Consider the following 24,146-nt stretch of genomic DNA (forward strand, 5'->3'; position numbering starts at 1 on the left):
CAAGGCGAAGCTAAAGGGCTTGCCGCCTGCTCTTCACAGACAACAAGCCCTTTCGGTTGCTTGAACAATTTTTGCTTCGAAATATTGTCTAACTTTTCGGGGTCACTTCACGGGACCGGGGGACAGTTCTTGTCCTTTTTGCCGCCCAAAACACACCTTGCATAAGCACAGTAGGGCGGGGCGCCCCCGCCCCGCCGTCACCCCAGATCCCCAGGGCGGGGCGCCCCCGCCCCGCCGTCACCCCAGATCCCCAGGGCGGGGCGCCCCCGCCCCGCCGCCCTGGATCCGTAGGGCGGAGAACCGGGCAGGCTCAGATCTCCTCCAGCACGCCGGCCAGGGTGGCGGCATAGCGGGGCAGGCCCTCCAGCGGGGCCCGCTCGTCCACCGAGTGGGCGTCCAGGATCTCGGGCCCGGTGCTCACCATCACCAGCTCCGGATTTTTCTCCCCCAGCACCGAGGGCTCCAGCCCCACGTGGACGGCGGTGACCTCCATTTCCGCCCCGCTCTCCCGGCGGTAGCAGCCGCAGAGCACCCGGATCAGGCGGCTGTTGGGGCTGCCCGGCCAGCCGTGGTAGCAGGAGACCTCTTCCATCGCAAAGCCCCGCTTCGCGGCGGTGTCGTCGTGCTGGGCGAAGAGGATTTCCTCCTCCTCTCGCCGGGCGCAGCGGATGAAGGCCATGACCTTGATTTTCCCGTCCTCCGCGAACACCCGGCCCACGTTGGCCGAGGCCCCCACCACCTGGGGAAAGTCGGGGTGCATGGCGTACACGCCGTTGAAGAGCCCGGCGGCCAGAGCGCAGGTCTCCGCCGCGCATTCCCGGCTCCATACCCGCTCCGGAACGGGGCAGGGGGCAAGCTCCACCGCCAGGGCCGGGTCGGTCCCCCCGTATTTCTCCCGCAGCGCCGCCGCCAGGGCGGCAACGCGCCGCTCCAGCTCCGCCGCCTGATCGGGGGCGGCCGTCAGGACAGCGGCGGCCTCCATGGGGATGGCGTTGTGGGCGCTGCCGCCGGCAAAGTCCGCCGCCCGGAAGCCGTCCTCCAATGCATTGGAGAGGAAAGCCGCCAGCGCCCGCACCGCGTTCAGGCGGCCCTTGTGGATGTCGTCTCCCGAGTGGCCGCCGGTCCCGCCCCGGATGCGCAGCCGCCAGGCGGCCGCCCCTTCCGCCTCCGGTTCGGTCTCCAGCGGCCGGGCGTAGGTCTCCCGCCGCCCGCCGGCCGAGCCGGCGATGGCCCGGCCCAGGTGGAAACCGTCGGTATTCAGCAAACCGTAGGCCCCGGAGAGCCAGGCCGGGTCCACCTGCCGGGCGCCCTGGAGGCCCACCTCCTCGCACACGGTGAAGAGGAGGCGCAGGGGGCCGTGGGCCAGTCCCTGCTCCAGCAGCCACAGCACCGTGGCGTTGCCCAGGTTGTTGTCGGCCCCCAGGGTGGAATTCCCGTCGGTGCGGAGCACCCCGTCCTCCACCACCAGCCTGGGGGTGTCCCGCAGGGGATCGAAGGGGGGCCGGACGGTGCACACCATGTCCATGTGGCCCTGGAGGATGAGGAGGGGCCGGTCCTCCTGCCCCGGCGCGGCGGGCACGTCGGCCATCACGTTGCCCGCCGTGTCCCGCACCGGTGAAAGCCCCATCCGCCGCAGCCGCTCCATCAGATAGTCGCTCTCGGCCTTCTCGTTCCGGGATCCGTGGGGCACCTGATTGAGCCCCCGGAACTCCTCCAGGATGCCCCGGATGATGGTCTCGGCTCCCCCCAGGCGCTCCACCCGGGTGTTCTGTGTCTCAAACTTTCTCTCCATGCTTTCTCCTCCGTGCTCCGCCCCGGGCGGCTGTCTCTGTCATTGCCGGCTGTTACAGCGCCAGATCCAGGGTATAGGCGGTGGAGAGCATCTGCCCATACCACTCGTCCGCCCCTTCGCCCTCCTGTACGGCCAGGTCCAGCGTCACATAGAAACCGGTGTTCTCCACACAGATCACGGTGTGGAGCCTCCCCTCCGCCCGGTAGCTCCAGGTCAGGGCGCTCAAGCCCCGGAAAAGGGCCATTCCCGGCTGCTCCAGCAGCTCCAGGCCCCCCAGCTCGTCCCGCAGGGCGGTGAGCCGTCCCACGGCGAAGTCCTCCAGGTTCTTCTCCGTCCGGCTGTCCTTGCGGCAGGAGAGGGCGGTCAGGGTACCGCTCTTGTCCTGGAAGCGGAGGCCCGCGGCGCCGTCGGCGCTGATCTCCTCCCAGCCGCCCACGCCGAAGGTCAGGCGGAAGGCCCCGTCCGGGCTCTCCGCCGTGGTCCCCGCCGGGGCCCGGTCCAGGCTCAGGGTCACCCGGCTCCCGGGCAGGGCCACCCGGTTGAGAATGGCGGCGGCCGAGGCCCGGTCGATGGTGGCCTGAGGCTGAAAGGCGCCGCCGCCGGTGCCTGCCAGCACGCCGGCGCCGTAGAGCAGGTAGATGGCCCCGGCGTGGTCGGTGTCCGCGGACACGTCCGGAACGGCGGCCACCCGGTTGATCCGCTCCAGCTCACCTGTGGGCAGGGCATAGGCAAAAAGCCCGGCCATCTGGGCCCGGGTGGCGGGTGCCGTGTAGTCTGAGAACTCGCCCCGCAGGACCAGCCCGTTTTCCAGGGCGTAGTCCAGGGCGTTCCTGTACCAGGGAGAGCCGCCGGGGGTGAAGGTCTGTCCGGTGTAGGCCGCGTGGACCTGCACTGCCATGGTGATGGCCTCAGCCGCAGACAGCTTCCCCTGGGGGTCAAATGTACCGTTCCCCTTGCCCTTCATCAGGCCCAGCTTCACGGCCTGCTCCACATCGGCGGTATACCACGCCCCGGCAGGGACGTCGGAGAACCCGGAATAGGGCCCGTTGGGGACAAAGGCGGACATGCCCGCCGCCCCGGCGGGGACGGCAAGGATCAGCGCCAGTCCCAGGGCGGACAGGCGGCGGGATATGTGATGGTTCAAAGCAGATTCGCTCCTCTCTGACGGATGATACCATAATAGACGGCGGCAGGGGCAAAAGGTTCCCGTCCGGGCCCCTCTCCGTCCCTTTTCCCGGGAAAGGGATGCTCCCGGGGTCATTCCTCCTCCCGCTCCACCAGCCGGCGGTTCCAGCGGCCGGTACGCAGATAGACGAGCTGTATGACGATCTGCAGGCAGGAGGCGGCGGGAGCCGCCAGCCCGATGTGGAACATGTTGGCGCCGGGGATCCGGCTCACCGCCAGCACCACGGGCACCCGCACCAGGAAGGTGGCCGCCAGGCTGTTGGCCATGGTGAAGGTGGTGCGGCCGCAGCCGCCGAAAAAGCCGTTGAGACAGAAGATAAAGCACACCAGGATACAGTCGATGCCGTAGCTACGGAGATAGAGCGCGCCGTGGCGGATGACCTCCCCATCCGGTGTGAAGAGGGCCACCGCCCGGTCGGGGAAGAGCTCGATCAGAGCGAAAAAGACACCGCCGCACAAAAGGGAAAAGAGGATGCCGTATCCCAGTCCCTGTCTGGCCCGCCGGGGCAGCCCGGCTCCCATGCTCTGGGCAGACAGGGCGGAGAGGGCGGCGGAGAAGGCGGAGGGCGCCATCATGCAGAACACGATGATCCGTTCCACGGCTCCCACGGCGGCGGCCTGATTCAGGCCCATACCGTTGACAATGGCGGTGATGATGAGGAAGGACAGGCTCACCAGCACATTCTGAAGGGCCACCGGGATCCCCAGGCGCAGGATATGGGCCGTCTTGTCCCGCCGCAGAACAAAGCTGGAGCGCTTAAAGTCGAAAGGGAAATCCCGCCTGCGCAGCACGCCGATGGAGAGCAGCAGGCTGATCCCCTGGGCCGCCACGGTGGCCACGGCCGCGCCGGTGGCGCCCATGCCCAGGCCGCCCACCAGCAGCAGATCTCCCGCGATGTTGCACAGGCAGGCCACCGCCACAAAGTACATGGGCCGCTTGGAGTCCCCCATGCCCCGCAGGATGGCGCTGACCATGTTGTAGCCCGTGATGAACACCACGCCGCAGGAGCAAATGAAGAGATAGCTCCGGGCGGGGGCCGCCGCCTCGCCGGGCACCCGCATCAGAGTGACGATGCCGGGCGTGAGCAGGACGAAGATCACGGCCAGCCCCACCGCCAGCAGACTGAACAGGGTGAACATGGTGCCTACGGTACGGCGCAGGTCCTCCTGCCGGCCGGCGCCGATATACTGGCCGATGAGGACGGTGCCGCCGGTGGCAAGACCCATGACCAGGTTGGTCAGGGCGGCCATCACCTCGCTGCCGGTGGACACGGCGGCGATCCCCGCGGCGTTGGAAAAGCGGCCCACGATCATCAGGTCGGCGGCGCCGTAGAGGAACTGGAGCAGGGAGGCCGCCAGAAAGGGCAGCGCAAAGCGGAGCAGCGTGATGCGCACGTCTCCGCAGATCAGGGAGCGTTCATTCATGTGGTCATATCCTCCGGACAGAATAAAAGGGGGACATATGTCCCCGGCAGAGCGCAGTATAGCACTCCTCCCGGCAAAAAACAACCGGCTTTGACCGGCGGGCCAAAAACTGATATACTGATGGGACACAGGTCAGACCGGAAAGAGAGGAATGAGCATGGGGAACATACCTGTATCCTGGCGCCCGGTGATCCTGGGCTATCTGATCCTGATCAATCTGGCCGGGTTCATCCTGATGGGGGTGGACAAGCGCCGGGCAAAACGGGATCAATGGCGCATCCGGGAGCGCACGTTCTTCTTCGTGGCCCTGCTGGGGGGCTCCCTGGGGACCGTCCTGGGGATGAGGACCTTCCGCCACAAGACGAAGCACTGGTATTTCCGCTTCGGCCTGCCCGCCATCCTGGCCGCCCAGGCGGCCCTGAGTCTCTTTTTCTTCCTGCGGGGCCGGGGCTAAAGCCCCGCCGCCCGCTGGGCCAGTACTGCCACCACAGGCAGGGTAATGATGGACAGGAGGGTCGAAAGCGTGATGCTCTGGGCCGCACTGTCGGTATCCCGGCCAAACTGCTGGGCGAACATGGAGGTAACGCCGGCGGTGGGCACTCCGGCAAGCACCACCAATGCCGTATAGCTCATGGGATCCAGATGGAAGGGCAGCAGCAGCACCCCCGCCAGCACCGGAGAAACCACCAGCTTCAGCGCCGCGCTGACATAGAGCCTGCGGCCCCGGAAGGTGGCGGGCAGGTCGGCGGCAGCCATCTGGGCGCCGATGACCACCATGGCCAGGGGCGTGTTCAGGTCGGACAGATAGCCCAGGGTGCCGCTGATGGGCTCGGGCAGCCGCAGCCCCAGAAAAAAGAGCGGCAGGCCCACCCATATGCCGATGAGCGGGGGAGAGAGGAGCATCTTCCGCAGGGAAAGCTGTTCCCGCCCGCCCATGAGGCAGGCGCCGTAGGTCCATACCGCCACCTGGAAGGCCACGAATACGGGCATGGCGTAGATCAGCGCCTCCTGTCCCAGCACGGCGGCGATAAGGGGAAAGCCCATAAAGCCCGTATTGCCGAACACCACCGAAAAGCGCAGCGTATCCCGGGTATCGGGGGCCTCCCGCCGGAAGAACAGGGCGCACATCAGAGCACACACCGCATAGAGGGCCAGATCTGCGGCGGTGGCCTTCACCAGACCCCCCGCCATTCCCGGCTCGCACCCGCCCTGAAGGGTATCGATGATGATGCAGGGTGTGACCACGTACAGCAGCAAAAAGGAGAGCTGGGGCAGGGCGGCGGCGGTGAGCCTGCCCCGTTTGGCCAGGAGATAGCCCACTCCCATCAGCAGGAACAGGGTACCCACCTGCACTGTAACAGTCATAAGGTTTTCCAGAAGAGGATTCACAAGAGGTCACACTCCCCATGTCAGCAGATCGGTCATCCACTTATTATAATGCGTACTGAACAAAGCTGTAAGCCTTGAAAGCCAAGGCTTACAAGGCTTACAGCTTTGTTTGGGTGCAAGGTTTTTGGGCGGTTTCGCCCAAAAACCTTGCACGTTCCGATGAAGCGCTGCGGCGCTTAATCGGAAATACGCATTGTAACAATGCCTGAATTCGATCAAAAGGGCTGAGAATGGCCCTTTTGATCGAATTGTGCGGCTGCTGCCGCACGAATAAACCGCAAAGCGGTTTATTCAGCAGACATTATTATACCGGGTTTCTTTTATCCTGTAAATTCCGAATGAAGCCGGAATTTGACAAAACCGCCCCTGAGATCCTATACTGATCTGACACAGGGATCATGACAAGGAAAAGGAGGATCTGTCCCATGTCACCGGAGCAATTCCGCAGCCGCGGCTATTTCCGCATCTTTGTATCCTATTACCGACCCCATATCAAACTCTTCCTGCTGGACATGATCTGCGCCTTCGGCATCTCGCTGGTGGACCTGAGCTTCCCGCTGGTCTCCAAGTGGGCCATGCAGACGCTGCTGCCCGGCCGGCTGTTCCAGGCCTTTTTCGCGGTCATGGGCATCCTGGTGGGAGCCTACGTGCTCAAGGCAGTGATGAGCTTCATCGTCACCTACTGGGGGCATCTCATGGGCGTGCGGCTGGAGGCCGATATCCGCCGGGACCTCTTCTCCCACATGCAGCGGCTGTCCTTCTCCTTTTTTGACAAGAACCGCACCGGCCACCTGATGAGCCGGGTCACCGGCGACCTCTTTGAGATCACCGAGCTGGCCCACCACGGCCCGGAGGACATCTTCATCTCCGTCGTGACCCTGGTGGGGGCCTTTCTGGTCATGCTGACCATCCAGTGGCGGCTGGCGCTGGTGGTCTTTCTGGTGATCCCGGTGTTCCTGGCCTTCTCCTTCTTCCAGCGCCGGCGGATGCTGGAGACCTCCACCGAGGTGAAGAAGAAGCTGGCCGGCATCAACGGAGAGCTGGAGTCCTCCATCTCGGGCATGCGCACCGCCAAGGCCTTTGCCAATGAGGACACGGAGCAGGAAAAATTCGACCGCTCCAACGCCCGCTACCGCACCGCCAAGCGGGACTACTACCGGTCCATGGCGGTCTATTTCAGCGGCATGGAGTTCGCCATGGGCCTGATGCCCGTGCTGGTCATCGCCTACGGCGGCTATCTCATCATGCAAGGGGAGATGGACTTCATCGTCCTGACCACCTTCTCCCTGTATGTGACCACCTTCATCAGCCCCATCCGCAAGTTGTCCACCTTTATGGAGATGCTGATGCAGGGCACCGCCGGCTTCAAGCGCTTCGTGGACCTGATGCGCCTGGAGCCTGAGATCCAGGACGCCCCGGACGCGGTGGACCTGGGGGCCTCCGCCCCGGTGAAGGGGGACATCCGGGTGGAGGACGTGACCTTCCGGTATGAGAGCGGCGCCCCCGCCGTACTGGAGCATGTGTCCCTGCACGTGAAGCCCGGCGAGACGGTGGCGGTGGTGGGCCCCTCCGGCGGCGGCAAGTCCACCCTCTGCCAGCTCATCCCCCGGTTCTACGACGTGACCGGCGGCCGCGTCTGCCTGGACGGTACGGATGTGCGGCGGCTGACCCAGAAGTCCCTGCGGGAGAATATCGGCATCGTGCAGCAGGACGTGTTCCTCTTCGCCGGCACCATCTACGACAACATCCGCTACGGCCGGCCCGACGCCACTGAGGCCGAGGTGGTCTCCGCCGCCAGACGGGCCGAGATCTACGACGATATCATGGAGATGCCCGACGGGTTCCAGACCTACGTGGGAGAGCGGGGCGTGATGCTCTCCGGCGGCCAGAAGCAGCGCATCTCCATCGCCCGCATCTTTTTGAAAAACCCGCCCATCCTGATTTTGGACGAGGCCACCTCCGCCCTGGACAGTGTCACCGAGCACCGCATCCAGTCCGCCTTCGACCAGCTGGCCCAGGGCCGCACCACCCTCATCATCGCCCACCGGCTCTCCACCATCCGCTCGGCCTCCCGCATCGTGGTCATCGACGGCTGCGGCATCGCCGAGGAGGGCACCCATGAGGAGCTGATGGCCCGGAACGGTGAGTACGCCGCCCTCCGCCGGGCCCAGGAGGCGGCGGAGACCTGAGCCTCCCATATACCCAGCGCCCCGGAGCATGGCCTCCGGGGCGTTTTCGCACTCTTTTCCCCTTCCGCATAGGATGGACGGAAAAGGAGGTGCGCTATGGAGCCTGTTTCGGCGCTGGCGGCGGCGTTCTGCCTGGCGCTGGCCTGCAATCTGGACACGGTGCTGCTGGCGGCGGGCTACGGGGCCAGGGGAACGGCCATTTCCCCCGTCCATTCGCTGGTGCTGGCGGCGGTGACCACGGCGGTGACCTGGCTCTCCCTGGTTCTGGGGGACCGGGCGGGGGCCGTTCTGTCCGCCCCGGCGGCGGGGGTACTGGGAGGACTGGCCATCGTGGCCATCGGCTGCTGGTTTTTGCTGGACTACTTACGGGGCCGGGGCGGGGAGCCCGAGGGCCCGGCCTCTCCCGGTCTGGGGGGCTGGGTCTCCCTGGCCGCCGCCCTGGCGGTGAACAACGCCGGGGTGGGGGTGGCGGCCGGTACCGCCGGGATCTCCGCCCCTCTGGCCGCCCTGGCCAATTTTCTGGTGACCCTGGCCGCCCTCCCCCTGGGCCGCCGCCTGGGGGCGGGGCTGGCGGGCCGTCTGCTGGGAAAGTACGCCCTGCCCCTCTCCGGGGCCCTGCTCATCGCCCTGGGGGCCTGGCGGGTCCTGGTCCCGGAGGGATGAAAAAGCGCCGCCGGGGAGGGCATCCTCTCCGGCGGCGCTGGGTTTGATACGACAGGCGCGGGCTGCGGCCCGCCTTTTTTAATCGTCGCTGAGGTAATAGGGCTTCATCAGGCTGGCCGACAGCTCGGTGGAGTCTTTCACGCCGTCCCGGCGCAGTTCCACCTCCCGCGGGCCTCCGTTCCCCCGGCGGCGGCGCTTTTTGCCACCGGAAAGCACATCCATGGGGCTGTTTCCCTTCTCCTGCCCGGGGGCGGACTGTTTGGCGGCGGGCTGCCTGTGCCCGCCCTTTCCGCCCGCTTTTGCCTGGGGCTGGGCCGTGCTCTGGGGCGCTCCCTTCCGGGCGGGCCTGCGCTCCTTCTTCTTCCGGGCGGGCTCCTCCGCCGGGCGGGACGGGCTCTGGAACATCCGGGGCCGGGGGGCCAGCAGCCGGGCGGTGGCGTCCAGGATGGTGTCCCCTGCCAGGGGGTCCCGGCAGCGGAACTCCATGCCGCCGCGCTCCTCCGCCGGACGGGCGGGAGCGGTGGCCGCCAAGGCCTCCTCCAGCGTGGCGCTGGCACGGTAGCCCCGGGCGTGCTTCTTCCGGGCCACGGCGGACTCCTCCGGCGCGGGTGCGGGGACCGGAGCGGGGGGCTCGGCGGGAGCGGCGGCTTTTTCCTTCCGCTTTTTCTTCCGGGAAGGGGTGGCCGGGGGCGTCTCCGTCTGCACCGGGGCGGGAGTCTGGGCGGCAGCCTTGCGGCGCTCCGCCTTCCGCTCCCGGGCGGCGGCGCGGGCCTCGGCGTCCTCCGGGTTCACCGGGCGGCCCTTTTTATCCCGGGGCAGGGGCTCAAAGACCTCCATGGGCCAGGGGTGGTCCTCCACCACCGGCACCGGACGGCCCAGCAGCTTTTCAATGGCCTTGAGCTCGTCCTTCTCATTGATGTCGCAGAAGGACACCGCCGTACCGCCCCGGCCCGCCCGGCCGGTGCGGCCGATGCGGTGGACATAGGTCTCAGGCACGTCGGGGAGGTTGTAGTTAAACACATGGGAGAGCTCCTCGATGTCCAGGCCCCGGGCGGCGATGTCGGTGGCCACCAGCACCTGGATGCGGCCGCTCTTGAAGTCGGCCAGAGCCTGCTGCCGGGCAGTCTGGCTCTTGTTGCCGTGAATGGCGGCGGCGGTGATGCCGTTTTTCTGCAGATCGCCGGCCACCTTGTTGGCGCCGTGCTTGGTGCGGGTGAAGACCAGGGCGTTTTTCACCCCGTCCTCCCGGATGAGGGAGACGAGAAGCCTGGTCTTGTTGCCCCGGTCCACGTAGTAGAGCCGCTGGTCAATGACCTCCACCGGGGAGGACACCGGGTCCACCACCACCCGGGCGGGGTCATGGAGCAGGGAGCCCACCAGCTCGGTGATCTCGGGGGGCATGGTGGCCGAGAAGAACAGGGTCTGCTTTTTGGCGGGGAGCCACTTGAGGATCTTCTTCACGTCATGGATGAAGCCCATGTCCAGCATCCGGTCGGCCTCGTCCAGCACAAAGATCTCCAGCCGGGAGAAGTCCAGCAGCTTCTGCTGGTACAGGTCGATGAGGCGACCGGGGGTGGCCACCAGGATGTCCACGCCCTGCTTTATCCGTTCCACCTGGGGGGCCTGGCCCACGCCGCCGAAGATAACGGCGGAGCGCAGGGGCAAATTCTTTCCATAGGCCTCAAAGCTCTCCTGGATCTGGAGGGCCAGCTCCCGGGTGGGGGTGAGGATCAGGGAGCGGATGGGCCGTCCCTTCACCGGCGCGGCAGAGAGCCGCTGGAGAATGGGGGCGGCAAAGGCGCAGGTCTTGCCCGTGCCGGTCTGGGCGCAGCCCAGTACGTCCCGCCCCGCCAGGGCCGGCGGGATGGCCTTTTCCTGGATGGGGGAGGACTGCTCATAGCCCAGATCGGCCAACGCCCCCAGGATGGGCGGGATGAGGCCGAGTTCTTGGAAGGTCATATCGGTCGGTTCCTTTACAGTTTATTTCCGGGGCAGGCGCCCCTGTGACGCACCTGCGCCCGCCGGAAAGACCGGCGGGCGCGGGCACGATGAATCTAACTGATTTAGTATATCACATTTTGACCGAAATACAAGGGGGCATCCTCTGTAACAGGCGAAAAAACACCCCTTTTGGCCCACTTTCCGCTGCGGCGCCCGGCGCCATATGTCCTATCCGGCGCCGTAGGTCCTGGCGCGCTCCACGCTGTGCAGCCGCAGGCGGCAGGCCCCATAGCCCCGGGCCAGGGCCTCCAGCCCCCGGTCATCCCCCCGGACCCAGATACTGCACACCCCATGGGCGGAAACGGCCTCCTGCCGGGTTGCCTGAACGGCCTTCTCCTGGAATGTGGTCAGCACCACCGGGGCGCAGGACCAGGCCCACTGGATCTGCTCCTCATGCAGTCCGTTCCCCAGCAGATACGCAACAGCGTCGGGGATGAGCCGGGCCGCGTCGGTCACAGCGGCACAGAGGCTGGCCGGCCGGGCAGTGACCAGATTGCCGCATATCCCGGTATCCGCCCGGCTGTAGGCCAGCGCATAGGTTCCGTCGGACCGCTTCAGCCCCATCGCCCCGTTTTCCACCGTAAAATGTCCGGCTGTGGACACCGGATCGTCGCACAGCACCTCCGCCGTGGGGGTCTGCCAGCCGTCCAGCAGCTGCTGGGACACATTGACGATGGCTCTCCCGCCGTACAGCCCCTCGGCCAGGCGGCGGGCCGAGCTCCAGCCCCCGGGCACGCCGTTCCCTGCGTCCACCCGGTCGATCCCCCGGGCCTGGCAGCCGTTGGCGGGACAGTCCGCCAGGATGTCGGCAAAAGCCTTTTCGGCATATTCAAACATATCCATGCATATCCACCTCATATTCATCCCAGAAGATCCCGCACCATGGGCTCCGGATCGATATGCCCCGCCGAGAAGGCGCGGCCGGTCCGCAGGTTGAAGAAATTGATCCTGCAGGGCGCGTCCCAGTCCCGGGGCACGTGGGCCCAGTTGCGGCCGCTGCGGGCAAAGAGCTCCTCAAAGGGAGTGCCGTAAATGTCGGTATTTTTGTCAAACGTCAGGTCGGGAAGGATTCGCCGGATCTCCTCGTCTCCGCAGTCCACCCAGAGGTTGGTCTCCTGTCCGTAGATCAGACAGTCGTTGACCCGGCCATAGGCCACGTACTCGTCCTCTGCCATGTGGAGGATGGGGGCGCTGCCCGAGGCCTGGAGCACGCAGTTTACATCAAACCCCCGGTCCAGCAGGGTGGGGAAGGTCTGCTCCACATTCCGGGCGCTCACCTGTACCGCCCCGGTGAGGGTCCCCGTCCTGGCCGCCAGGATGTACAGGTCCTCCGGCTCCACCGTGCCGATGGCCAGGGCCAGGGCCTCCGCCATCCCTTCATCGGGGAGCTCCGTGGTCTGGATGTGGCACACCGCCTTTTTCCCCCACGGATCCCGATAGGGGACCGCCCGGGCATAGGCGTCCATCCCGCCGATGGAGCGGAAGGGGCCGGAAAAGGTGGTGCGCACCCCCCGGTGCTCCAGCACATAGATGGCGTCGTGAGCCGCCAGCTCGGCCACGGCGGGCCGGTCCACCGTTACGGTGGCGGCAGGAAGCAGGTGGCCGCCTACGCTCATCACTGTGTAGTCCAGCCGGCCCAGGCCCCCCAGGCCGGTCTCGGTGAAGAGCTTTCCGGCCTGCCAGCCGCCCTTCTCATGGACGCCCATATCCACCACGGTGGCGCCATTGCCCAGCCGGTGGGCCCGGACGCCCAGCTGCTCCTGGCAGGGCAGCACGTCCCGCAGAAGGATACCAAGCGCGCGTTGGTTCAGGGAGAACTCCAAAAAACGCCCTCCTTTCTCTATTGGTAGTATTGTAGTATAATCCTACTAATAGAGACTGTACCACGTATATGGGATAAAATCAACATCTTTCCGGACTGTTTGAGAAAATATTTGTGCATAACGTCCGGTCCGGGATTGGTTTTGCCCCACCGGGGCGGAACGGCCGAACCGGATGAGTACAAAAAAATCCCGGTCCGCCGTTGGCGGACCGGGACAGTGATCTGTTTCGCTTTGGAATGGCACATCCCGGTCACCAGCCCTTGCGCAGGACCTTTACCGAGAAATCCCCCTTGCGGTAATAGGAGGTCTGATGACAGATGATCTCCAGATCCCGGGAATAGACCACGTCGTCCATCTGGAGGAAAAGAGCCTCCGGCCCCACGCCGAAGAGCTCCTGGAGCCGCTCATCGGCCTGAAGCACGTCAAAGGTCGCCATGGAGTAGGCCACCGGCTGGCGGCAGGCTTCCTTGAGGAAACTGAAGCAGCTCCTCTCCCGCAGGGTCTGGATGGCGTCCTCGCCCCGCCGGGCCACGCTGCCCTCAATATGGTCGGCGCAGAAGACCACAGGCCGGTCGTCGGCATAGAAGAGTTTTTCCAGATTCAGATAGGAGCTGGACGCGGTCCCCAGCACCGGGTCGTTCTCCTCCACGAATTCCAGCCGCCGGACCTGGCTGTGGGGCGTTTTCCCCTGCCCCTCGATCATACGGAACACGCCGGGATCGGTGTCCAGCCGGCAGGTCTCCCGGGCCACCACCGGATTGGCCATGGTGCCCTTGCTCCGCTGGCGGGTGACGAACCCCATCTCCTCCAGAGAGGCGAGGGCGTCCCGCAAAGCGTTCCGGCTGACGCCCACCATCTGGGCCAGCTTATCCTCGTTGGGCAGCTTGAAGGGCCGGTCGCTCTCGCTGCTGCGGATAAGCTCGATGAGGGCCAGCTTGGTGCGCTGCGAGAGCTCAGAGCTGTCCAGCGGTGTGATCTCAATGTCCTTTTTCATAGTGATATCCGTTCCCCCTGCCGTCAGGCGGCGTCAGCAGCCGATCAGGGCCTGGAGCACCGCGGCCAGCGACTCCTCCATGCTACCCCGGTCGCCGTCCACCACGATGTCGGCATATTTTTCATAGAGCGGGGTGCGGTATTCATAGATATCCCGCAGGGTCTCTCCCGGTTTGAAGGCGATGCCCCGGGAGCCCATGTTCTGGATGCGCTGCTCCAGCACCTGGCAGGGGATGCGCAGGTAGACCACCGGCCCCAGGGAGCGCAGGTGCTCGATGCCCCGCTCCCGGCAGATGACGCTGCCCCCGGGGGCGATGACCGTGCGGTCGCATTCCACCGAGCAGATGGCGTCCGCCTCCAGCTCCAGAAAATCCTCGGTGCCGTGGGCGTCCAGGATATCCTGCAGCAGGGCGTTCTCCCGTGTCTGGATCAGCAGGTCCGTGTCCAGAAAGTCAAAGCCCAGGGTCTTGGCCAGCAGCACGCCGATGGTGCTCTTTCCTGAGCCGGGCATTCCGATGAGGGTAATGTTTTTCAATGCCATATCTCCTTTCCGCAGCACAGGGCCCGGGTATTTTTATTTCCTAGTCCAGCACCCAGAGCAGGCTGGCCGCCAGGGGCAGCAGGAAATTGATAAGGAAGAGCACACCCACCACGATGAGGATGATCTTTCCCGGATTGGAGCCCTTCTGCACCGGCCTGCGGCGGTACTGCATCGGCCCCGCGCCGGCCAGCGGCGGGCGCACCATGGTCTTGGGGACGCAGGAGGCGCAGTCCTCGACCCGGGCGCTGTGGCGGCGGCCTCTCTCCTCCTGGGCGGCGCCGGCGGGGCGGCTGTCCCGGACCGGGGCAGGATTCGCCGCGTTCTGACAGCTGCGGCCGGTCTCAAAGCGGGAGAGCAGCTCCCGCTCCAGCTGGGTGCTCCCGGGATCGTCGGGCGGATTATAGCTGCCGCATTTCGGGCAGAAATCATCCACATCGTAGTCATACCGCCTGCCGCAGTCCTTACAGGTCACCTTCCGCATAAAGCCACCTCCTTACTCTGCATCTTTACTGTATTATATCAAAAAATATGCCCCAGGGCAACGCCCCGGGGCATATCCGCCCTCAGCTTTGTTTCAGCTCCTCCTCCCGCCGCCGGAGGATCCGGGGGAACCGCCGCAGGAACACCAGGCCCGTGCAGGTGGCCGCCAGGAAGTCGGCGGTGGGCTCGGCCACAAGCACCGCAAATACCTTGTCCTCAAAAAACCGGGGAAGGAGAAAGATCAGCGGGATGAGCAGGATGATCTTCCGCAGCAGTGCCAGGAAAAGGGAGACCCTGGCCTCTCCCAGGGCCACAAAGGTCTGCTGGCAGGAGAACTGAATGCCCATCATGAACAGGCACGCCAGATAGATCCGCAGTCCCCATACCGCCAGATTCACCAGCTCCGGCTGGTCGTTGAAAATAGCCACGAAGGCGGCGGGGAAGAGCTGGACCAGCGCCCAGGCCGAGCAGCTGAAGACCAGCGAGGAGCAGAACAGCAGCCGGAATGCCCTGCGTACCCGGTCCAGTCTGCCCGACCCATAGTTGAAGCCGATGATGGGCTGGGCTCCCTGGGCCAGGCCTTGGAAGAGCATGGAGAACACCTGCATCACGCTGCTGCCGATGGTGATGGCCCCCACCGCCGCATCCCCGCCGTAGCGGTAGAGGGAGGAATTGAAGGAGATGTTCACCAGACTCTCGGTGGACTGCATGATGAAAGGAGACACACCGATGGCCACCACCGGGGCCAGCACCTTTCCGTCCAGCCGGAAGTACCGCCGCTGGAGCCGCAGCCTGGTCTTTTTCCCGGTGAGGAAGCGCAGCACCCACACCGCGGACACCCCCTGGGCCGTGATAGTGGCCAGGGCCGCGCCCCGCACGCCCATGCCCAGCCCGAAGATAAAGACCGGGTCCAGCACGATGTTGACCGCCGCGCCGATGAGCACTGTGGCCATGGAAACCGTGGAAAAGCCCTGGGTGGTGATGAAGAAATTCAGGCCCAGGGAGATCTCCACAAAAACAGTGCCCCACAGGTAGATGGTCAGATAGTCCACCGCGTAGCCGATGGTGTTGCCGCTGGCGCCGAAGGCCAGCAGCATGGGCTCCTTGATGAGCTGAAAGAGCACGGTCACCGCCAGGGCGAGGACGGTCAGCAGGGCGGCGCAGCTGCCCAGGATACGGTTGGCGTCCTCCGTCCGGCCCTCGCCCATGCGGACCACCGCCCGGGAGCCGCCGCCCACGCCCACCAGGGCCGAGATGGCCGAGACAAACATCAGCACCGGGAAGCAGACCCCCAGACCGGTGAGGGCCAGGTCGCCGCCGGGCTGGATATGGCCGATGTACATCCGGTCCACGATGTTGTAAAGGGCGTTGACCAGCTGGGCCGTGATGGCCGGAAGGGCCAGCCGCACCAGCAGCCTGCCTACCGGGTCCCGGCCCAGATCATTTTCCCGCTTTGCCAAAGGGATCAGCCCTCCTCATTCTCCAGGAAATAGGTGGCCTCCATGTCGGCCACACTGAGCGCAAAGGCCAGGGGATACTGCTGGAGGGCCTGGCCCACCATGCGGGGATCCTCGGCGCCCGAAAAGCCCATGTGCCAGCGGATGGCCATGGCCTCCTCCCGGCTCAGGCGCATGAAGCCGCTGAGGATGTACACCGATTTCTCCCCGTGGCCGTAGGGCAGATTGTCTTCATAGAAAAAGGTGGGCACCGCCTGCCACTTGCCGTCCGGCCCCTTCACGTTGCGGCTGCCCGCCTTGTAGCAGCCGATCTTGCACACGTCGTGGAGCAGGGAGACCACGGCGACCGACTCGTCGCTGTACTCCAGGCCGTAGAGCTCCCGCACCCGCTCCCGCTCCAGATACTCCCGCAGGCAGTGGTACACGTTGACGCTGTGGTCGCACAGGCCGCCGGCATAAGCGCCGTGGAACTTGGCGGAGGCGGGGGAGGTAAAGAAGTCGCTCTTGTTCTGCAAATACTCCAGCAGGGCCCCGCTGCCCTCCCGGTGGATGTAGGTGGTGAAGAGTTCAATGAATTCCTCTCGGGCGCTCATGGCGGTCCCTCCTTATTGTTTTGAACGTGGTGTCCGATGATCATATCACAGTTTCTCCCGGGGGCCAAGGGTCACAGCACCCGCTCGTAGGCCAGGCGCAGGTCTCCCTTCTCGCCGCCCCTTACAAGGCGGATGGTGCCGCAGAGTACAAAGCCGGCCTTCTCCAGCGCCCGGCGCATGGGCCGGTTCTCCGGATGGGTGTCGATGCGCACCGAGTCAAAGCCCGCCTGCCGGGCCAGTTCAAAGCCGTGGGCGAACATGGCGCCCGCCACGCCCCGGCCCTTGCTGCCGTCCCGCACGCACACCCGGTGGATGGAGGCGTAGGGTCCCCCGGTCAGCCAGCTCCCGTCGATGACGTCATAGGCCTCCTCCGGCACGGTCTGGAACATGAAGGCCCCCAAAACCTGCTCCCCCTCCGCCGCCAGCCAGGCGGCACGGTCCCTGATGTCCTGCTCCCAGACCTCCCGGGAGGGGTAGCCCTTCTGCCACTGGTCCAGTCCCAGCCGCCTGAGCTGGGCCCTGGCCTGTTCCATGATGACGCAGATCTCCTCCAGATGCCGGGGCTGTGCCGGAATGAATTCCATATCGCTTCCTCCCACCGTGCGTGCAGTACGCCGCATTTTCCGACCTGTCTGTCTATGATAATGCGTACTGAACAAAGCTGTAAGCCTTGAAAGCCAAGGCTTACAAGGCCAATCAGCTTTGTTCGGGTGCAAGGTTTTTGGGCGGTTTCACCCAAAAACCTTGCACGTTCCGATGAAGCGCTGCGGCGCTTCATCGGAAATACGCATTGTAACAATGCCTGAATTCGATCAAAAGGGCTGAGAATGGCCCTTTTGATCGAATTGTGCGGCTGCTGCCGCACGAATAAACCGCAAAGCGGTTTATTCAGCAGACATTATGATACCGCGCTTTTTCCGCTTGCGCAAGAAAAAAAGTTCCGCCCGCCGGGGCTGGCCGGCGGGGGGGACAACTCTTTGCGCGTTTTTATTCCTTGACAAAGAAGGCCAGTCCGGCGGCGCCGGGTCCCACATGGGTGCCCACCACCGAGCCGATGTCCATGGGGCACAGCCGGGCCCCCATGGTCTGCTCCCGGAAGAACTCCATACAGTCGGCCATGACCTGGGGCGCGTTGGAATGGCCGAAGGCCACGGGGAGGCCGGTATCGATCTTCTCCTTCTCCTCCAGCCACCTGGCGATGAACTGGAAGCCGGCCTTCCGTCCCCGGCCCTTTCCGATGGAGGCCACCAGCCCGTTTTCAATGGTGATGATGGGGCAGATGCCCAGCAGGCCGCCCACCACGGCGGTGGCGCCCGAGATGCGCCCGCCCATCTTCAGATACTTCAGGGTGTCCACCACCGCCAGCAGCCGCACCCGTCCGGCCAGGGCCTCCACCCGCTGCCGCAGCTCGTCCAGGGACAGACCCTGGTCCCGCAGGGCGCAGGCCTCCTCCACCAGCAGCCCCAGGGCGAAGGTGACGGTGCGGGAGTCCACCACGGCGATGTTGTCCTCATCCACGACCTCCCGGGCGATCATGGCGGACTGGTAAGTGCCCGACATGTCGCTGGAGAGGAAAACGCCCAGCACCTGGTCCCCGTTTTCGGTCAGGCGGCGGAAGGCGTCGATAAACTGCTCCGGGGGGATCTGGGCGGTGGTAGGCAGGGTGTCCACCCCGGCCAGGCGGGCATAAAATTCCTCCTTGGTGATATCCACGCCGTCCCGGAAGGACTCCTCTCCAAAGTGGACGGAGAGGGGCAGGATCTCCACTCCCAGCTCCGCCGCCCGGGCGGCGGGCAGGTCGCTGGTGCTGTCAGTCACGATACGGATCATCATTCAAGCTCCCTTCATACAAGCAAAACACACAATATGGACGCGGGACCGGCTCAGTCCTTCCGGCCCCGGAAAAAGGCGGCCACCGCCCCCAGGCCCTTTGTAAAGCACCGGGCCTCCTCCGGCGTCAGCACGCCCAGGATGTGCTCCACCATCTCCCGGTGGAAGGCCCCGTGGCGGCGGTCCACTTCCCGGCCCCGGTCAGTGGGGAAAAGGCGCACCACCCGCCGGTCCTTCTGGTCCCGGCGGCGCTCCAGATATCCCTTGCGCTCCAGCGCCCCGGCCGCTGTGGTCAGGGTCCCGGCGGTGACACGCTGGGCCGCGGCAATGGCGGTGGAACGGTTGTCCCGCTCCCCGCCGGCGGCGGCACACACCTCCCCGATGAGATGGATCTCCCGGATGGACAGATCCGGATAGTCCCCGGTGAGGCTGCGCTCCTCCGTCTTCAAGATCTCGTTGAATACCTCCACCAGAAAGCGGTTCATCACGGAAGCATCTGTTTCCAACTGGCGGTCGCTCCTTTCCCGGCGGACGGCTTTCCGCCGTCCCGATCACCGGCTCCCTTATTATATCGGACTGCGGAAGAATGTCAATCTATTTTGAATATCAAACTAAATTTCATATGAAAAATTTTGCCTGCTTCCTCCGCATATCCCGCCGTGGGGGCGCATAGGGTGGAGTGTACAAGCCGTCACGCAAAAGAGAAAGGAAGATCCGATATGAAACAGGAGCGTATCCGGTGGGGCCTGGTACTGCGGCGGAGCGGCGCCTTTTTTCTGGCCGCCGCCGCGTTCTGGACCCTCACCGCCGGCGCCGGGCGGGGCGCGGCCGCCGGCGCCTTTCAGGCCCTGGGGGAGGACCCTGATTTTGTCACCGCCGCCCTGCGGGCCGAACTGGGCCCGGTGGCGGGGACCGGGGACGTGATGGACGGGATGGACTTCTGGCAGCGGCTGGTGCTCCGCCAGTCCGCCTACCTCCGTCAGGGACCGGCAGGAGAGGGGACCGGCGAAGCGTCCCGCTCTCCCGCGCCCACCGTCTCCCCCGCGCCCACTCCCGCCGCCCCGTCCCCCGAATACGAGGAGAGTGACGAGCCCCCCGCCATCACCGCCGCGCCGGAGGACATTGTGGAGCGCACCCTGGTGCCCACCACCACCCAGGGATATGCCTATGCCGACGGGCTCTATCTCTACAACCGCACCCAGCTGCCGGTGGACCTGTCCGCCGCCCTGGCGGCGGAGGTGCCCTTCAGGCTGCCGGCGGAGGGGCCCCAGATCCTCATCATTCACACCCACAGCACCGAGGCCTACACCCCCGACGGCAGCGACACCTATACCCCCACCGACAGCAATTCCCGCACCCTGGATCAGGAACAGAACGTCATCCGGGTGGGGGACGAGATGGAGCGGGTCTTTACCGAGATGGGACTACAGGTCCTTCACGACAAGGGCATCTACGATTACCCCAAATACAGCGGGTCCTACGGCCGCTCCGGCCCTGTGGTGCAGGAATATCTGAACAAGTATCCCTCCCTCCGGCTGGTGCTGGATGTCCACCGGGACGCCCTGGTGGGGACCGACGGCACCGTCTACAAGGCGGTGACCCGGGTGGACGGGGAGCGTACCGCCCAGGTGATGCTGGTGCTGGGCAGCGGGGAGGGGCACCCCAACTGGACCGAAAATCTGGCTCTGGCCGTCCGCATCCAGAAGAGCCTGGACACCCTCTATCCCACCCTGGCCCGGCCCATGACCCTGCGGGGCACAGTGTACAACCAGAACCTGTCCCCCGGCTCCCTGCTGGTGGAGGTGGGCAGCCACGGCAACACCCTGCAGGAGGCCCTCGCCGGCGCGCGCTGCTTTGCCCGGGCGGCGGGGCAGGTCTTCCTGGGGCTGAAATGACTGTCCCTACGCCGAAAAAACATGGAATTGTTCATAATTTCTTTATCCTTCTCCCATCCCGCGTGGTATACTGCTGGAATAGCAATCACTGCGACGGGAGGTCATACCATGGAAGAACGGGAATTGTCCTGGCGGGAGCGGGGAAGGCTCTGGGCGCGCCTGGGGATCCGGCTGGCGCTGGCGGCGCTGTGTATCTGGCTGCTGGTCCGCGCCGTTCCCCCGCTCCTCTCTCTGTTCATGCCCTTTGTGCTGGCCTTTGTGACGGCATGGCTCCTCAACCCCCTTGTCCGGGGCATCCAGAAGCGGCTGGGCGCCCCCCGAAAGCTGCTGTCCCTGCTGCTTATCCTGCTCATTCTGGCGGTTGCCGGGGGCCTGGTGACCGCCTTCGTCTGGAACATTGTCAGCGAGCTGATCTCCCTGGCCAATAACTGGTCCGCCATTCTGGAGGCTGTCCAGGCCAGCATGGACGCCGTCAGCCGCTTTTTCTCCCGGTTTATGGCCCTGCTGCCTGCCCAGATAAACGCCGCCGTGGATACGGCGCTCCGCGACCTCTCTTCCCACCTGCTCTCCTGGCTCAGCCGCACCCTGCCCGATCTGGTCTCGGCGGCCGCCCTGCGGACCACCGATGTGGCCAGGCGGGTCCCCTCCTTTGCCGTGGCCACGGTGGTCTTTCTCATGGGCTCCTATTACATCACCGCCGACTATCCCCACATCCGTTTTCTGGTCTCCAGCCGCTTTTCCGGCCGGGCCCGCCGGTTTCTGACCGAGGTCCGCGCCGCCGCCATGTCTGCCTTCGGCGGCTACGTAAAGGCGGAGTTCATCCTCTCCGTGGGGGTCTTTTTTATCCTGCTCACCGGCTTTACCCTGACAGGACAGCCCTATGGCCTGCTGCTGGCTTTTCTGCTGGCGGTGCTGGACTTCATCCCCATCGTGGGCGCGGGCACCGTCATGGTCCCCTGGGCTGTGGTGGACCTGTGCCTGGGCAATCTGCGCCAGGCGGTGGAGCTGATGGTCATCTGGGGCGTCATCGCCCTGTTCCGGCGGGTGGGCGAGCCCAAGATCGTGGGGGACCAGACCGGCCTGCCGCCGGTGGTCTCCCTTATCAGCATCTATGTGGGCATGCGCCTGGCAGGGGTGCTGGGCATGATCCTGGCTCCCGTGGTATGTATGGTCTTTCTGAATATCTGCCGCCTGGGGGTGTTCACCCCTGTGCTGGAGGACCTGCGCCTGGCCGCCGGCGACCTGGCCGCCTTTCTCCGCGACCGGCCGTCCTCCGGCGGAAATTCAAAAAAGATGTGAAGTTTCTTCATGTTTTAGACATACTTTTTGGGTATGCTAGGCACAGTTCAAAGGGAAAACAGATATAAGGAGCGATTCGTTTATGTACTACGGCGATTATCATAGAGATCCCCAGGAGCCCATCGAGACCAATCAGTACCGGGTTCACGATCCCTGGGACAACGGCTCTGCTCCCGCCCCGGCCCCCAGGAAAAAGGGTTCCGGCGCCAGGATCGTGGCTCTGGCCCTGTGCTGTGCCCTGGCCGGCGGGCTGGTGGGCGGCGGCAGCGCCTGGTACCTGAGCCGCAGCCTGGGCTCCGGAGAATCCACCACTCTCTACGAGGGCCAGCATGAGCCCATCAATGTGGACACCGCCAGCGTCAAATCGGGCGACGTGCTCAGTGCCGCCCAGATCTACGCCGCCAATGTGGATGCCTGTGTAGGCATCACCACCGAGCTGGTGACCCAGAACACCTTCGGTTTCCCTGTCACCGGCGCTGCCGCCGGCTCCGGCTTCGTCATCTCCGCCGACGGATACATCGTCACCAACTACCATGTTATCAAGGGCGCCACCGCCATCAAGGTGGCCTTCGTCAACGGCCAGAGCTATGACGCCAAACTGGTGGGCGGCGAGGCTGAAAACGACGTGGCCGTGCTGAAGATCGACGCCGCCGGCCTCACCCCGGTGAAGCTGGGCGACTCGGACTCCCTGGTGGTGGGCGAGAGCGTCTACACCATCGGCAACCCCCTGGGTGAGCTGACCTGGTCCCTCACCGACGGTCTGGTCTCCGCCAAGGACCGCAGCGTGACCACCAGCGAGGGCGAGACCATGAATATGATCCAGACCAACACCGCCATCAACTCGGGCAACTCCGGCGGTCCCCTCTTCAACTCCTACGGCGAGGTGGTGGGCATCACCTCCGCCAAGCTCTCCAGCGGTAGTTCCTCTTCCTCCGCCAGCATCGAGGGTCTGGGCTTCGCCATCCCCATGAATGACGTGAAGGACATGATCCAGGACATCATTGCCCACGGCTACGTTACCGGAAAGCCCAATGTGGGCATCCTGATGAACGACGTGTCCTCCGCCGCCACCCAGTACGGCGTGCCCCAGGGCGCATATGTGGAGGCTGTCCTCTCCGGTTCCTGCGCGGAAAAGGGCGGACTGAAGCAGGGTGACATCATTACCGCCGTGGACGGCACTGACATCACCTCCGGCGAGGAGCTGAAGGCTGCCGTCCGGCAGAAGAAGGCCGGGGACACCATCACCCTCACGGTCTATCGGGACGGCGGCAAGACCGACCTGTCCCTCACCCTGGACGAGGATAACCAGGACCGGCAGGACGCCCTCAGCGACCTGCAGGATGAGCTCTCCCAGCAGCGCCAGCAGCAGGCCCGGCAGCAGCAGGGCGGCTACTACAGCAACTGGCCCTTCGGCTTCGGGTTCGGCTCCAACTATTGAATCCCGGCAGATCCGCCTCCCTTCGGGGAGGCGGATCTTTGTACTGTTCACCCTCTTTTGCTCCGGATCCGTTCTTTCTTGTTTTATTCTCCTCTTTGCATTTTTTACAAAAATAGCGCCTCTAAAAACTGCAAAAGTTCACAAAAATGATTTTCCGTCTTATTTTTCATTAGAGAAATTCCGGCCTCTTATGCTAAAATTATACTATCAAAGCAAAGGAGGCCCTTTCCTATGAAGCGCGTCAAATATGCCTGCCTGCAGCAGACCATCCACTTTACCCTCAAGGACGACGTGAGCCATGAGGAGGCGCTGGCCATCGTCAAGCGGGAGGTGGAGAACTATAAGCTCTCCCTGGACCGCCGCCGCACCAAATACAAGATCGAAGAGGAGACCACCCAGAGCGACGGCTCCATCGTCATCAAGATCAAAAAGGCCTACAGCCCCTATCCCTGCGGCAATTATCTGGACTGACCGGGTGGCGCCCATGTATCCAGAGGGAACATTGCTCGTGTACGGCCGCAACGGCGTCTGTAAGGTACTGTCGGTGGGAGAGGCCCCTTTCCGGGGCGCGGACCCCCACCGGCTCTACTATACCCTGTCACCGCTCTATGGCAATGAGACCATCTATGTCCCGGTGGACACCAGGGTGCTCCTGCGCCCCATCCTCACCCGGGAGGAGGCCGAGGCCCTCATCCGCAGCATCCCCTCCATCCAGGCCCAGACGGTGGAGGTCCAGAGCCTGCCCGCCCTCTCCCGCTGGTATCAGGACGCCTGTCAGACCTCGGACTGCGGCGATCTGGTGCGGCTCATCAAGGCCATCTACCAGAAAAACGCTTCCGCCGGCGCCCATGGCAGGAAGCCCGGAAAGCTGGACCAGCGCTATATGCGCCTGGCGGAGGATCAGCTCTATGGGGAGCTGGCCGTGGCTCTTGATATGGACCGGGAGGAGGTCCCCCGGTATATCAAACAGGTCCTCAGCGAGAGCGCGTGAACCCCGCCCCTTTCCCGGACAGCAAAAAGAGGCCCCGCGGGGTTGGGCCCCCCGGCCCGACCGTTTACAAAAAAAAACAAAATCCGCTTTTTTTTATCAGATTTTATAAAAGCACACGACATACGGGGTTACCAATAATAAAATTTCACTCATATAGCTCTC

The 24,146-nt window shown here is 64.7% G+C and carries 23 protein-coding genes; 8 read left to right on the forward strand and 15 right to left on the reverse strand.

What is annotated here, in order from left to right; genetic code table 11:
• Positions 1-310: 310 nt before the first annotated feature.
• The 3 genes from ACTNBZ_RS13130 to ACTNBZ_RS13140 all read right to left on the reverse strand — a co-directional run bounded on the left by ACTNBZ_RS13130 (position 311) and on the right by ACTNBZ_RS13140 (position 4,402).
• Complete coding sequence (locus ACTNBZ_RS13130; protein WP_441210572.1) at positions 311-1,792, reverse strand: M20/M25/M40 family metallo-hydrolase; 1,482 nt, start codon at positions 1,790-1,792, stop codon at positions 311-313.
• Between the two features lie 52 nt (positions 1,793-1,844).
• On the reverse strand, positions 1,845-2,936 hold the full coding sequence (locus ACTNBZ_RS13135; protein WP_441210574.1) for an S-layer homology domain-containing protein: 1,092 nt from the start codon (positions 2,934-2,936) through the stop codon (positions 1,845-1,847).
• Positions 2,937-3,049: 113 nt separating this feature from the next.
• Positions 3,050-4,402, reverse strand: coding sequence for an MATE family efflux transporter (locus ACTNBZ_RS13140; protein ID WP_441210576.1), 1,353 nt, complete (start codon positions 4,400-4,402; stop codon positions 3,050-3,052).
• A 157-nt stretch (positions 4,403-4,559) separates the two neighbouring features.
• Here ACTNBZ_RS13140 and ACTNBZ_RS13145 point away from each other — a divergent pair, with 157 nt between their 5' ends.
• Positions 4,560-4,856 (forward strand): DUF1294 domain-containing protein, encoded by a 297-nt coding sequence (locus ACTNBZ_RS13145; RefSeq protein ID WP_441210578.1) that lies wholly within the window; start codon positions 4,560-4,562, stop codon positions 4,854-4,856.
• Here the strand turns inward: ACTNBZ_RS13145 and ACTNBZ_RS13150 are convergent.
• On the reverse strand, positions 4,853-5,767 hold the full coding sequence (locus tag ACTNBZ_RS13150; RefSeq protein ID WP_441210580.1) for an AEC family transporter: 915 nt from the start codon (positions 5,765-5,767) through the stop codon (positions 4,853-4,855). The two genes, ACTNBZ_RS13145 and ACTNBZ_RS13150, sit on opposite strands and share 4 nt — an antisense overlap.
• A 449-nt stretch (positions 5,768-6,216) precedes the next feature.
• On the opposite strand from ACTNBZ_RS13150, the gene ACTNBZ_RS13155 reads away from it, so the two are divergent.
• Together ACTNBZ_RS13155 and ACTNBZ_RS13160 are read left to right on the forward strand one after the other, a co-directional pair.
• A complete protein-coding gene (locus ACTNBZ_RS13155; protein WP_441210582.1) occupies positions 6,217-7,980 on the forward strand; it encodes an ABC transporter ATP-binding protein in 1,764 nt (587 codons plus the stop codon).
• A gap of 96 nt (positions 7,981-8,076) precedes the next feature.
• Complete coding sequence (locus tag ACTNBZ_RS13160) at positions 8,077-8,643, forward strand: sporulation protein (RefSeq protein WP_441210584.1); 567 nt, start codon at positions 8,077-8,079, stop codon at positions 8,641-8,643.
• A 78-nt stretch (positions 8,644-8,721) separates the two neighbouring features.
• Here the strand turns inward: ACTNBZ_RS13160 and ACTNBZ_RS13165 are convergent, their stop codons facing one another.
• The 11 genes from ACTNBZ_RS13165 to ACTNBZ_RS13215 form a co-directional block, all read right to left on the reverse strand.
• On the reverse strand, positions 8,722-10,602 hold the full coding sequence (locus ACTNBZ_RS13165; RefSeq protein ID WP_441210586.1) for a DEAD/DEAH box helicase: 1,881 nt from the start codon (positions 10,600-10,602) through the stop codon (positions 8,722-8,724).
• A gap of 210 nt (positions 10,603-10,812) precedes the next feature.
• The gene (locus tag ACTNBZ_RS13170) at positions 10,813-11,487 is read right to left on the reverse strand and encodes a hypothetical protein (protein ID WP_441210588.1); all 675 of its coding nucleotides are present in this window, start codon (positions 11,485-11,487) and stop codon (positions 10,813-10,815) included.
• 17 nt (positions 11,488-11,504) lie between these two features.
• Positions 11,505-12,467: a methenyltetrahydromethanopterin cyclohydrolase gene (locus tag ACTNBZ_RS13175; RefSeq protein WP_441210590.1), complete on the reverse strand. Its 963-nt coding sequence runs from the start codon at positions 12,465-12,467 to the stop codon at positions 11,505-11,507.
• A gap of 250 nt (positions 12,468-12,717) precedes the next feature.
• On the reverse strand, positions 12,718-13,461 hold the full coding sequence (locus ACTNBZ_RS13180) for a UTRA domain-containing protein (RefSeq protein WP_441210592.1): 744 nt from the start codon (positions 13,459-13,461) through the stop codon (positions 12,718-12,720).
• 33 nt (positions 13,462-13,494) lie between these two features.
• Entirely contained in the window at positions 13,495-14,001 is a 507-nt protein-coding gene (locus ACTNBZ_RS13185; protein WP_441210593.1) for a shikimate kinase, read from the reverse strand.
• A 40-nt stretch (positions 14,002-14,041) separates the two neighbouring features.
• On the reverse strand, positions 14,042-14,482 hold the full coding sequence (locus tag ACTNBZ_RS13190; protein WP_441210595.1) for a hypothetical protein: 441 nt from the start codon (positions 14,480-14,482) through the stop codon (positions 14,042-14,044).
• A gap of 82 nt (positions 14,483-14,564) precedes the next feature.
• The gene (locus tag ACTNBZ_RS13195) at positions 14,565-15,941 is read right to left on the reverse strand and encodes an MATE family efflux transporter (protein ID WP_441210597.1); all 1,377 of its coding nucleotides are present in this window, start codon (positions 15,939-15,941) and stop codon (positions 14,565-14,567) included.
• Between the two features lie 5 nt (positions 15,942-15,946).
• Positions 15,947-16,531, reverse strand: coding sequence for an HD domain-containing protein (locus tag ACTNBZ_RS13200; protein ID WP_441210599.1), 585 nt, complete (start codon positions 16,529-16,531; stop codon positions 15,947-15,949).
• Positions 16,532-16,602: 71 nt separating this feature from the next.
• Positions 16,603-17,115, reverse strand: a complete 513-nt coding sequence (locus ACTNBZ_RS13205) for an N-acetyltransferase family protein (protein WP_441210601.1) — start codon at positions 17,113-17,115, stop codon at positions 16,603-16,605.
• Positions 17,116-17,518: 403 nt separating this feature from the next.
• Entirely contained in the window at positions 17,519-18,364 is an 846-nt protein-coding gene (locus ACTNBZ_RS13210) for a DegV family protein (protein WP_441210603.1), read from the reverse strand.
• 50 nt (positions 18,365-18,414) lie between these two features.
• Positions 18,415-18,867: a MarR family winged helix-turn-helix transcriptional regulator gene (locus ACTNBZ_RS13215; RefSeq protein ID WP_441210605.1), complete on the reverse strand. Its 453-nt coding sequence runs from the start codon at positions 18,865-18,867 to the stop codon at positions 18,415-18,417.
• Positions 18,868-19,080: 213 nt separating this feature from the next.
• Between ACTNBZ_RS13215 and spoIIP the strand changes: the two genes are divergently transcribed.
• The 5 genes from spoIIP to ACTNBZ_RS13240 all read left to right on the forward strand — a co-directional run bounded on the left by spoIIP (position 19,081) and on the right by ACTNBZ_RS13240 (position 23,984).
• Entirely contained in the window at positions 19,081-20,256 is a 1,176-nt protein-coding gene (gene spoIIP / locus ACTNBZ_RS13220; protein WP_441210607.1) for a stage II sporulation protein P, read from the forward strand.
• A gap of 108 nt (positions 20,257-20,364) precedes the next feature.
• Entirely contained in the window at positions 20,365-21,555 is a 1,191-nt protein-coding gene (gene ytvI / locus ACTNBZ_RS13225) for a sporulation integral membrane protein YtvI (protein WP_441210609.1), read from the forward strand.
• 82 nt (positions 21,556-21,637) lie between these two features.
• Entirely contained in the window at positions 21,638-22,993 is a 1,356-nt protein-coding gene (locus tag ACTNBZ_RS13230) for a S1C family serine protease (protein ID WP_441210611.1), read from the forward strand.
• 231 nt (positions 22,994-23,224) lie between these two features.
• On the forward strand, positions 23,225-23,464 hold the full coding sequence (locus tag ACTNBZ_RS13235; RefSeq protein WP_441210613.1) for a hypothetical protein: 240 nt from the start codon (positions 23,225-23,227) through the stop codon (positions 23,462-23,464).
• A gap of 13 nt (positions 23,465-23,477) precedes the next feature.
• Positions 23,478-23,984 carry a CarD family transcriptional regulator gene (locus tag ACTNBZ_RS13240; protein ID WP_441210615.1) on the forward strand — a complete coding sequence of 169 codons (507 nt, stop codon included), beginning with the start codon at positions 23,478-23,480 and terminating at the stop codon, positions 23,982-23,984.
• Positions 23,985-24,146 lie beyond the last annotated feature (162 nt).

It is taken from the genome of Pseudoflavonifractor sp. HCP28S3_F10 (genome assembly GCF_052065415.1).
Taxonomy (GTDB): domain Bacteria; phylum Bacillota; class Clostridia; order Oscillospirales; family Oscillospiraceae; genus Pseudoflavonifractor_A.

Coding starts and splice junctions, on each gene's coding strand:
- ACTNBZ_RS13155 (WP_441210582.1), top strand. CDS start 6,217: ATGTCACCGGAGCAATTCCGCAGCCGCGGCTATTTCCGCATCTTTGTA.
- ACTNBZ_RS13170 (WP_441210588.1), bottom strand. CDS start 11,487: ATGGATATGTTTGAATATGCCGAAAAGGCTTTTGCCGACATCCTGGCG.
- ACTNBZ_RS13190 (WP_441210595.1), bottom strand. CDS start 14,482: ATGCGGAAGGTGACCTGTAAGGACTGCGGCAGGCGGTATGACTACGAT.
- ACTNBZ_RS13180 (WP_441210592.1), bottom strand. CDS start 13,461: ATGAAAAAGGACATTGAGATCACACCGCTGGACAGCTCTGAGCTCTCG.
- ACTNBZ_RS13140 (WP_441210576.1), bottom strand. CDS start 4,402: ATGAATGAACGCTCCCTGATCTGCGGAGACGTGCGCATCACGCTGCTC.
- ACTNBZ_RS13185 (WP_441210593.1), bottom strand. CDS start 14,001: ATGGCATTGAAAAACATTACCCTCATCGGAATGCCCGGCTCAGGAAAG.
- ytvI (WP_441210609.1), top strand. CDS start 20,365: ATGGAAGAACGGGAATTGTCCTGGCGGGAGCGGGGAAGGCTCTGGGCG.
- ACTNBZ_RS13205 (WP_441210601.1), bottom strand. CDS start 17,115: ATGGAATTCATTCCGGCACAGCCCCGGCATCTGGAGGAGATCTGCGTC.
- ACTNBZ_RS13230 (WP_441210611.1), top strand. CDS start 21,638: ATGTACTACGGCGATTATCATAGAGATCCCCAGGAGCCCATCGAGACC.
- ACTNBZ_RS13130 (WP_441210572.1), bottom strand. CDS start 1,792: ATGGAGAGAAAGTTTGAGACACAGAACACCCGGGTGGAGCGCCTGGGG.
- ACTNBZ_RS13145 (WP_441210578.1), top strand. CDS start 4,560: ATGGGGAACATACCTGTATCCTGGCGCCCGGTGATCCTGGGCTATCTG.
- ACTNBZ_RS13165 (WP_441210586.1), bottom strand. CDS start 10,602: ATGACCTTCCAAGAACTCGGCCTCATCCCGCCCATCCTGGGGGCGTTG.
- ACTNBZ_RS13160 (WP_441210584.1), top strand. CDS start 8,077: ATGGAGCCTGTTTCGGCGCTGGCGGCGGCGTTCTGCCTGGCGCTGGCC.
- ACTNBZ_RS13150 (WP_441210580.1), bottom strand. CDS start 5,767: ATGACTGTTACAGTGCAGGTGGGTACCCTGTTCCTGCTGATGGGAGTG.
- ACTNBZ_RS13240 (WP_441210615.1), top strand. CDS start 23,478: ATGTATCCAGAGGGAACATTGCTCGTGTACGGCCGCAACGGCGTCTGT.
- ACTNBZ_RS13200 (WP_441210599.1), bottom strand. CDS start 16,531: ATGAGCGCCCGAGAGGAATTCATTGAACTCTTCACCACCTACATCCAC.
- ACTNBZ_RS13210 (WP_441210603.1), bottom strand. CDS start 18,364: ATGATGATCCGTATCGTGACTGACAGCACCAGCGACCTGCCCGCCGCC.
- ACTNBZ_RS13235 (WP_441210613.1), top strand. CDS start 23,225: ATGAAGCGCGTCAAATATGCCTGCCTGCAGCAGACCATCCACTTTACC.
- spoIIP (WP_441210607.1), top strand. CDS start 19,081: ATGAAACAGGAGCGTATCCGGTGGGGCCTGGTACTGCGGCGGAGCGGC.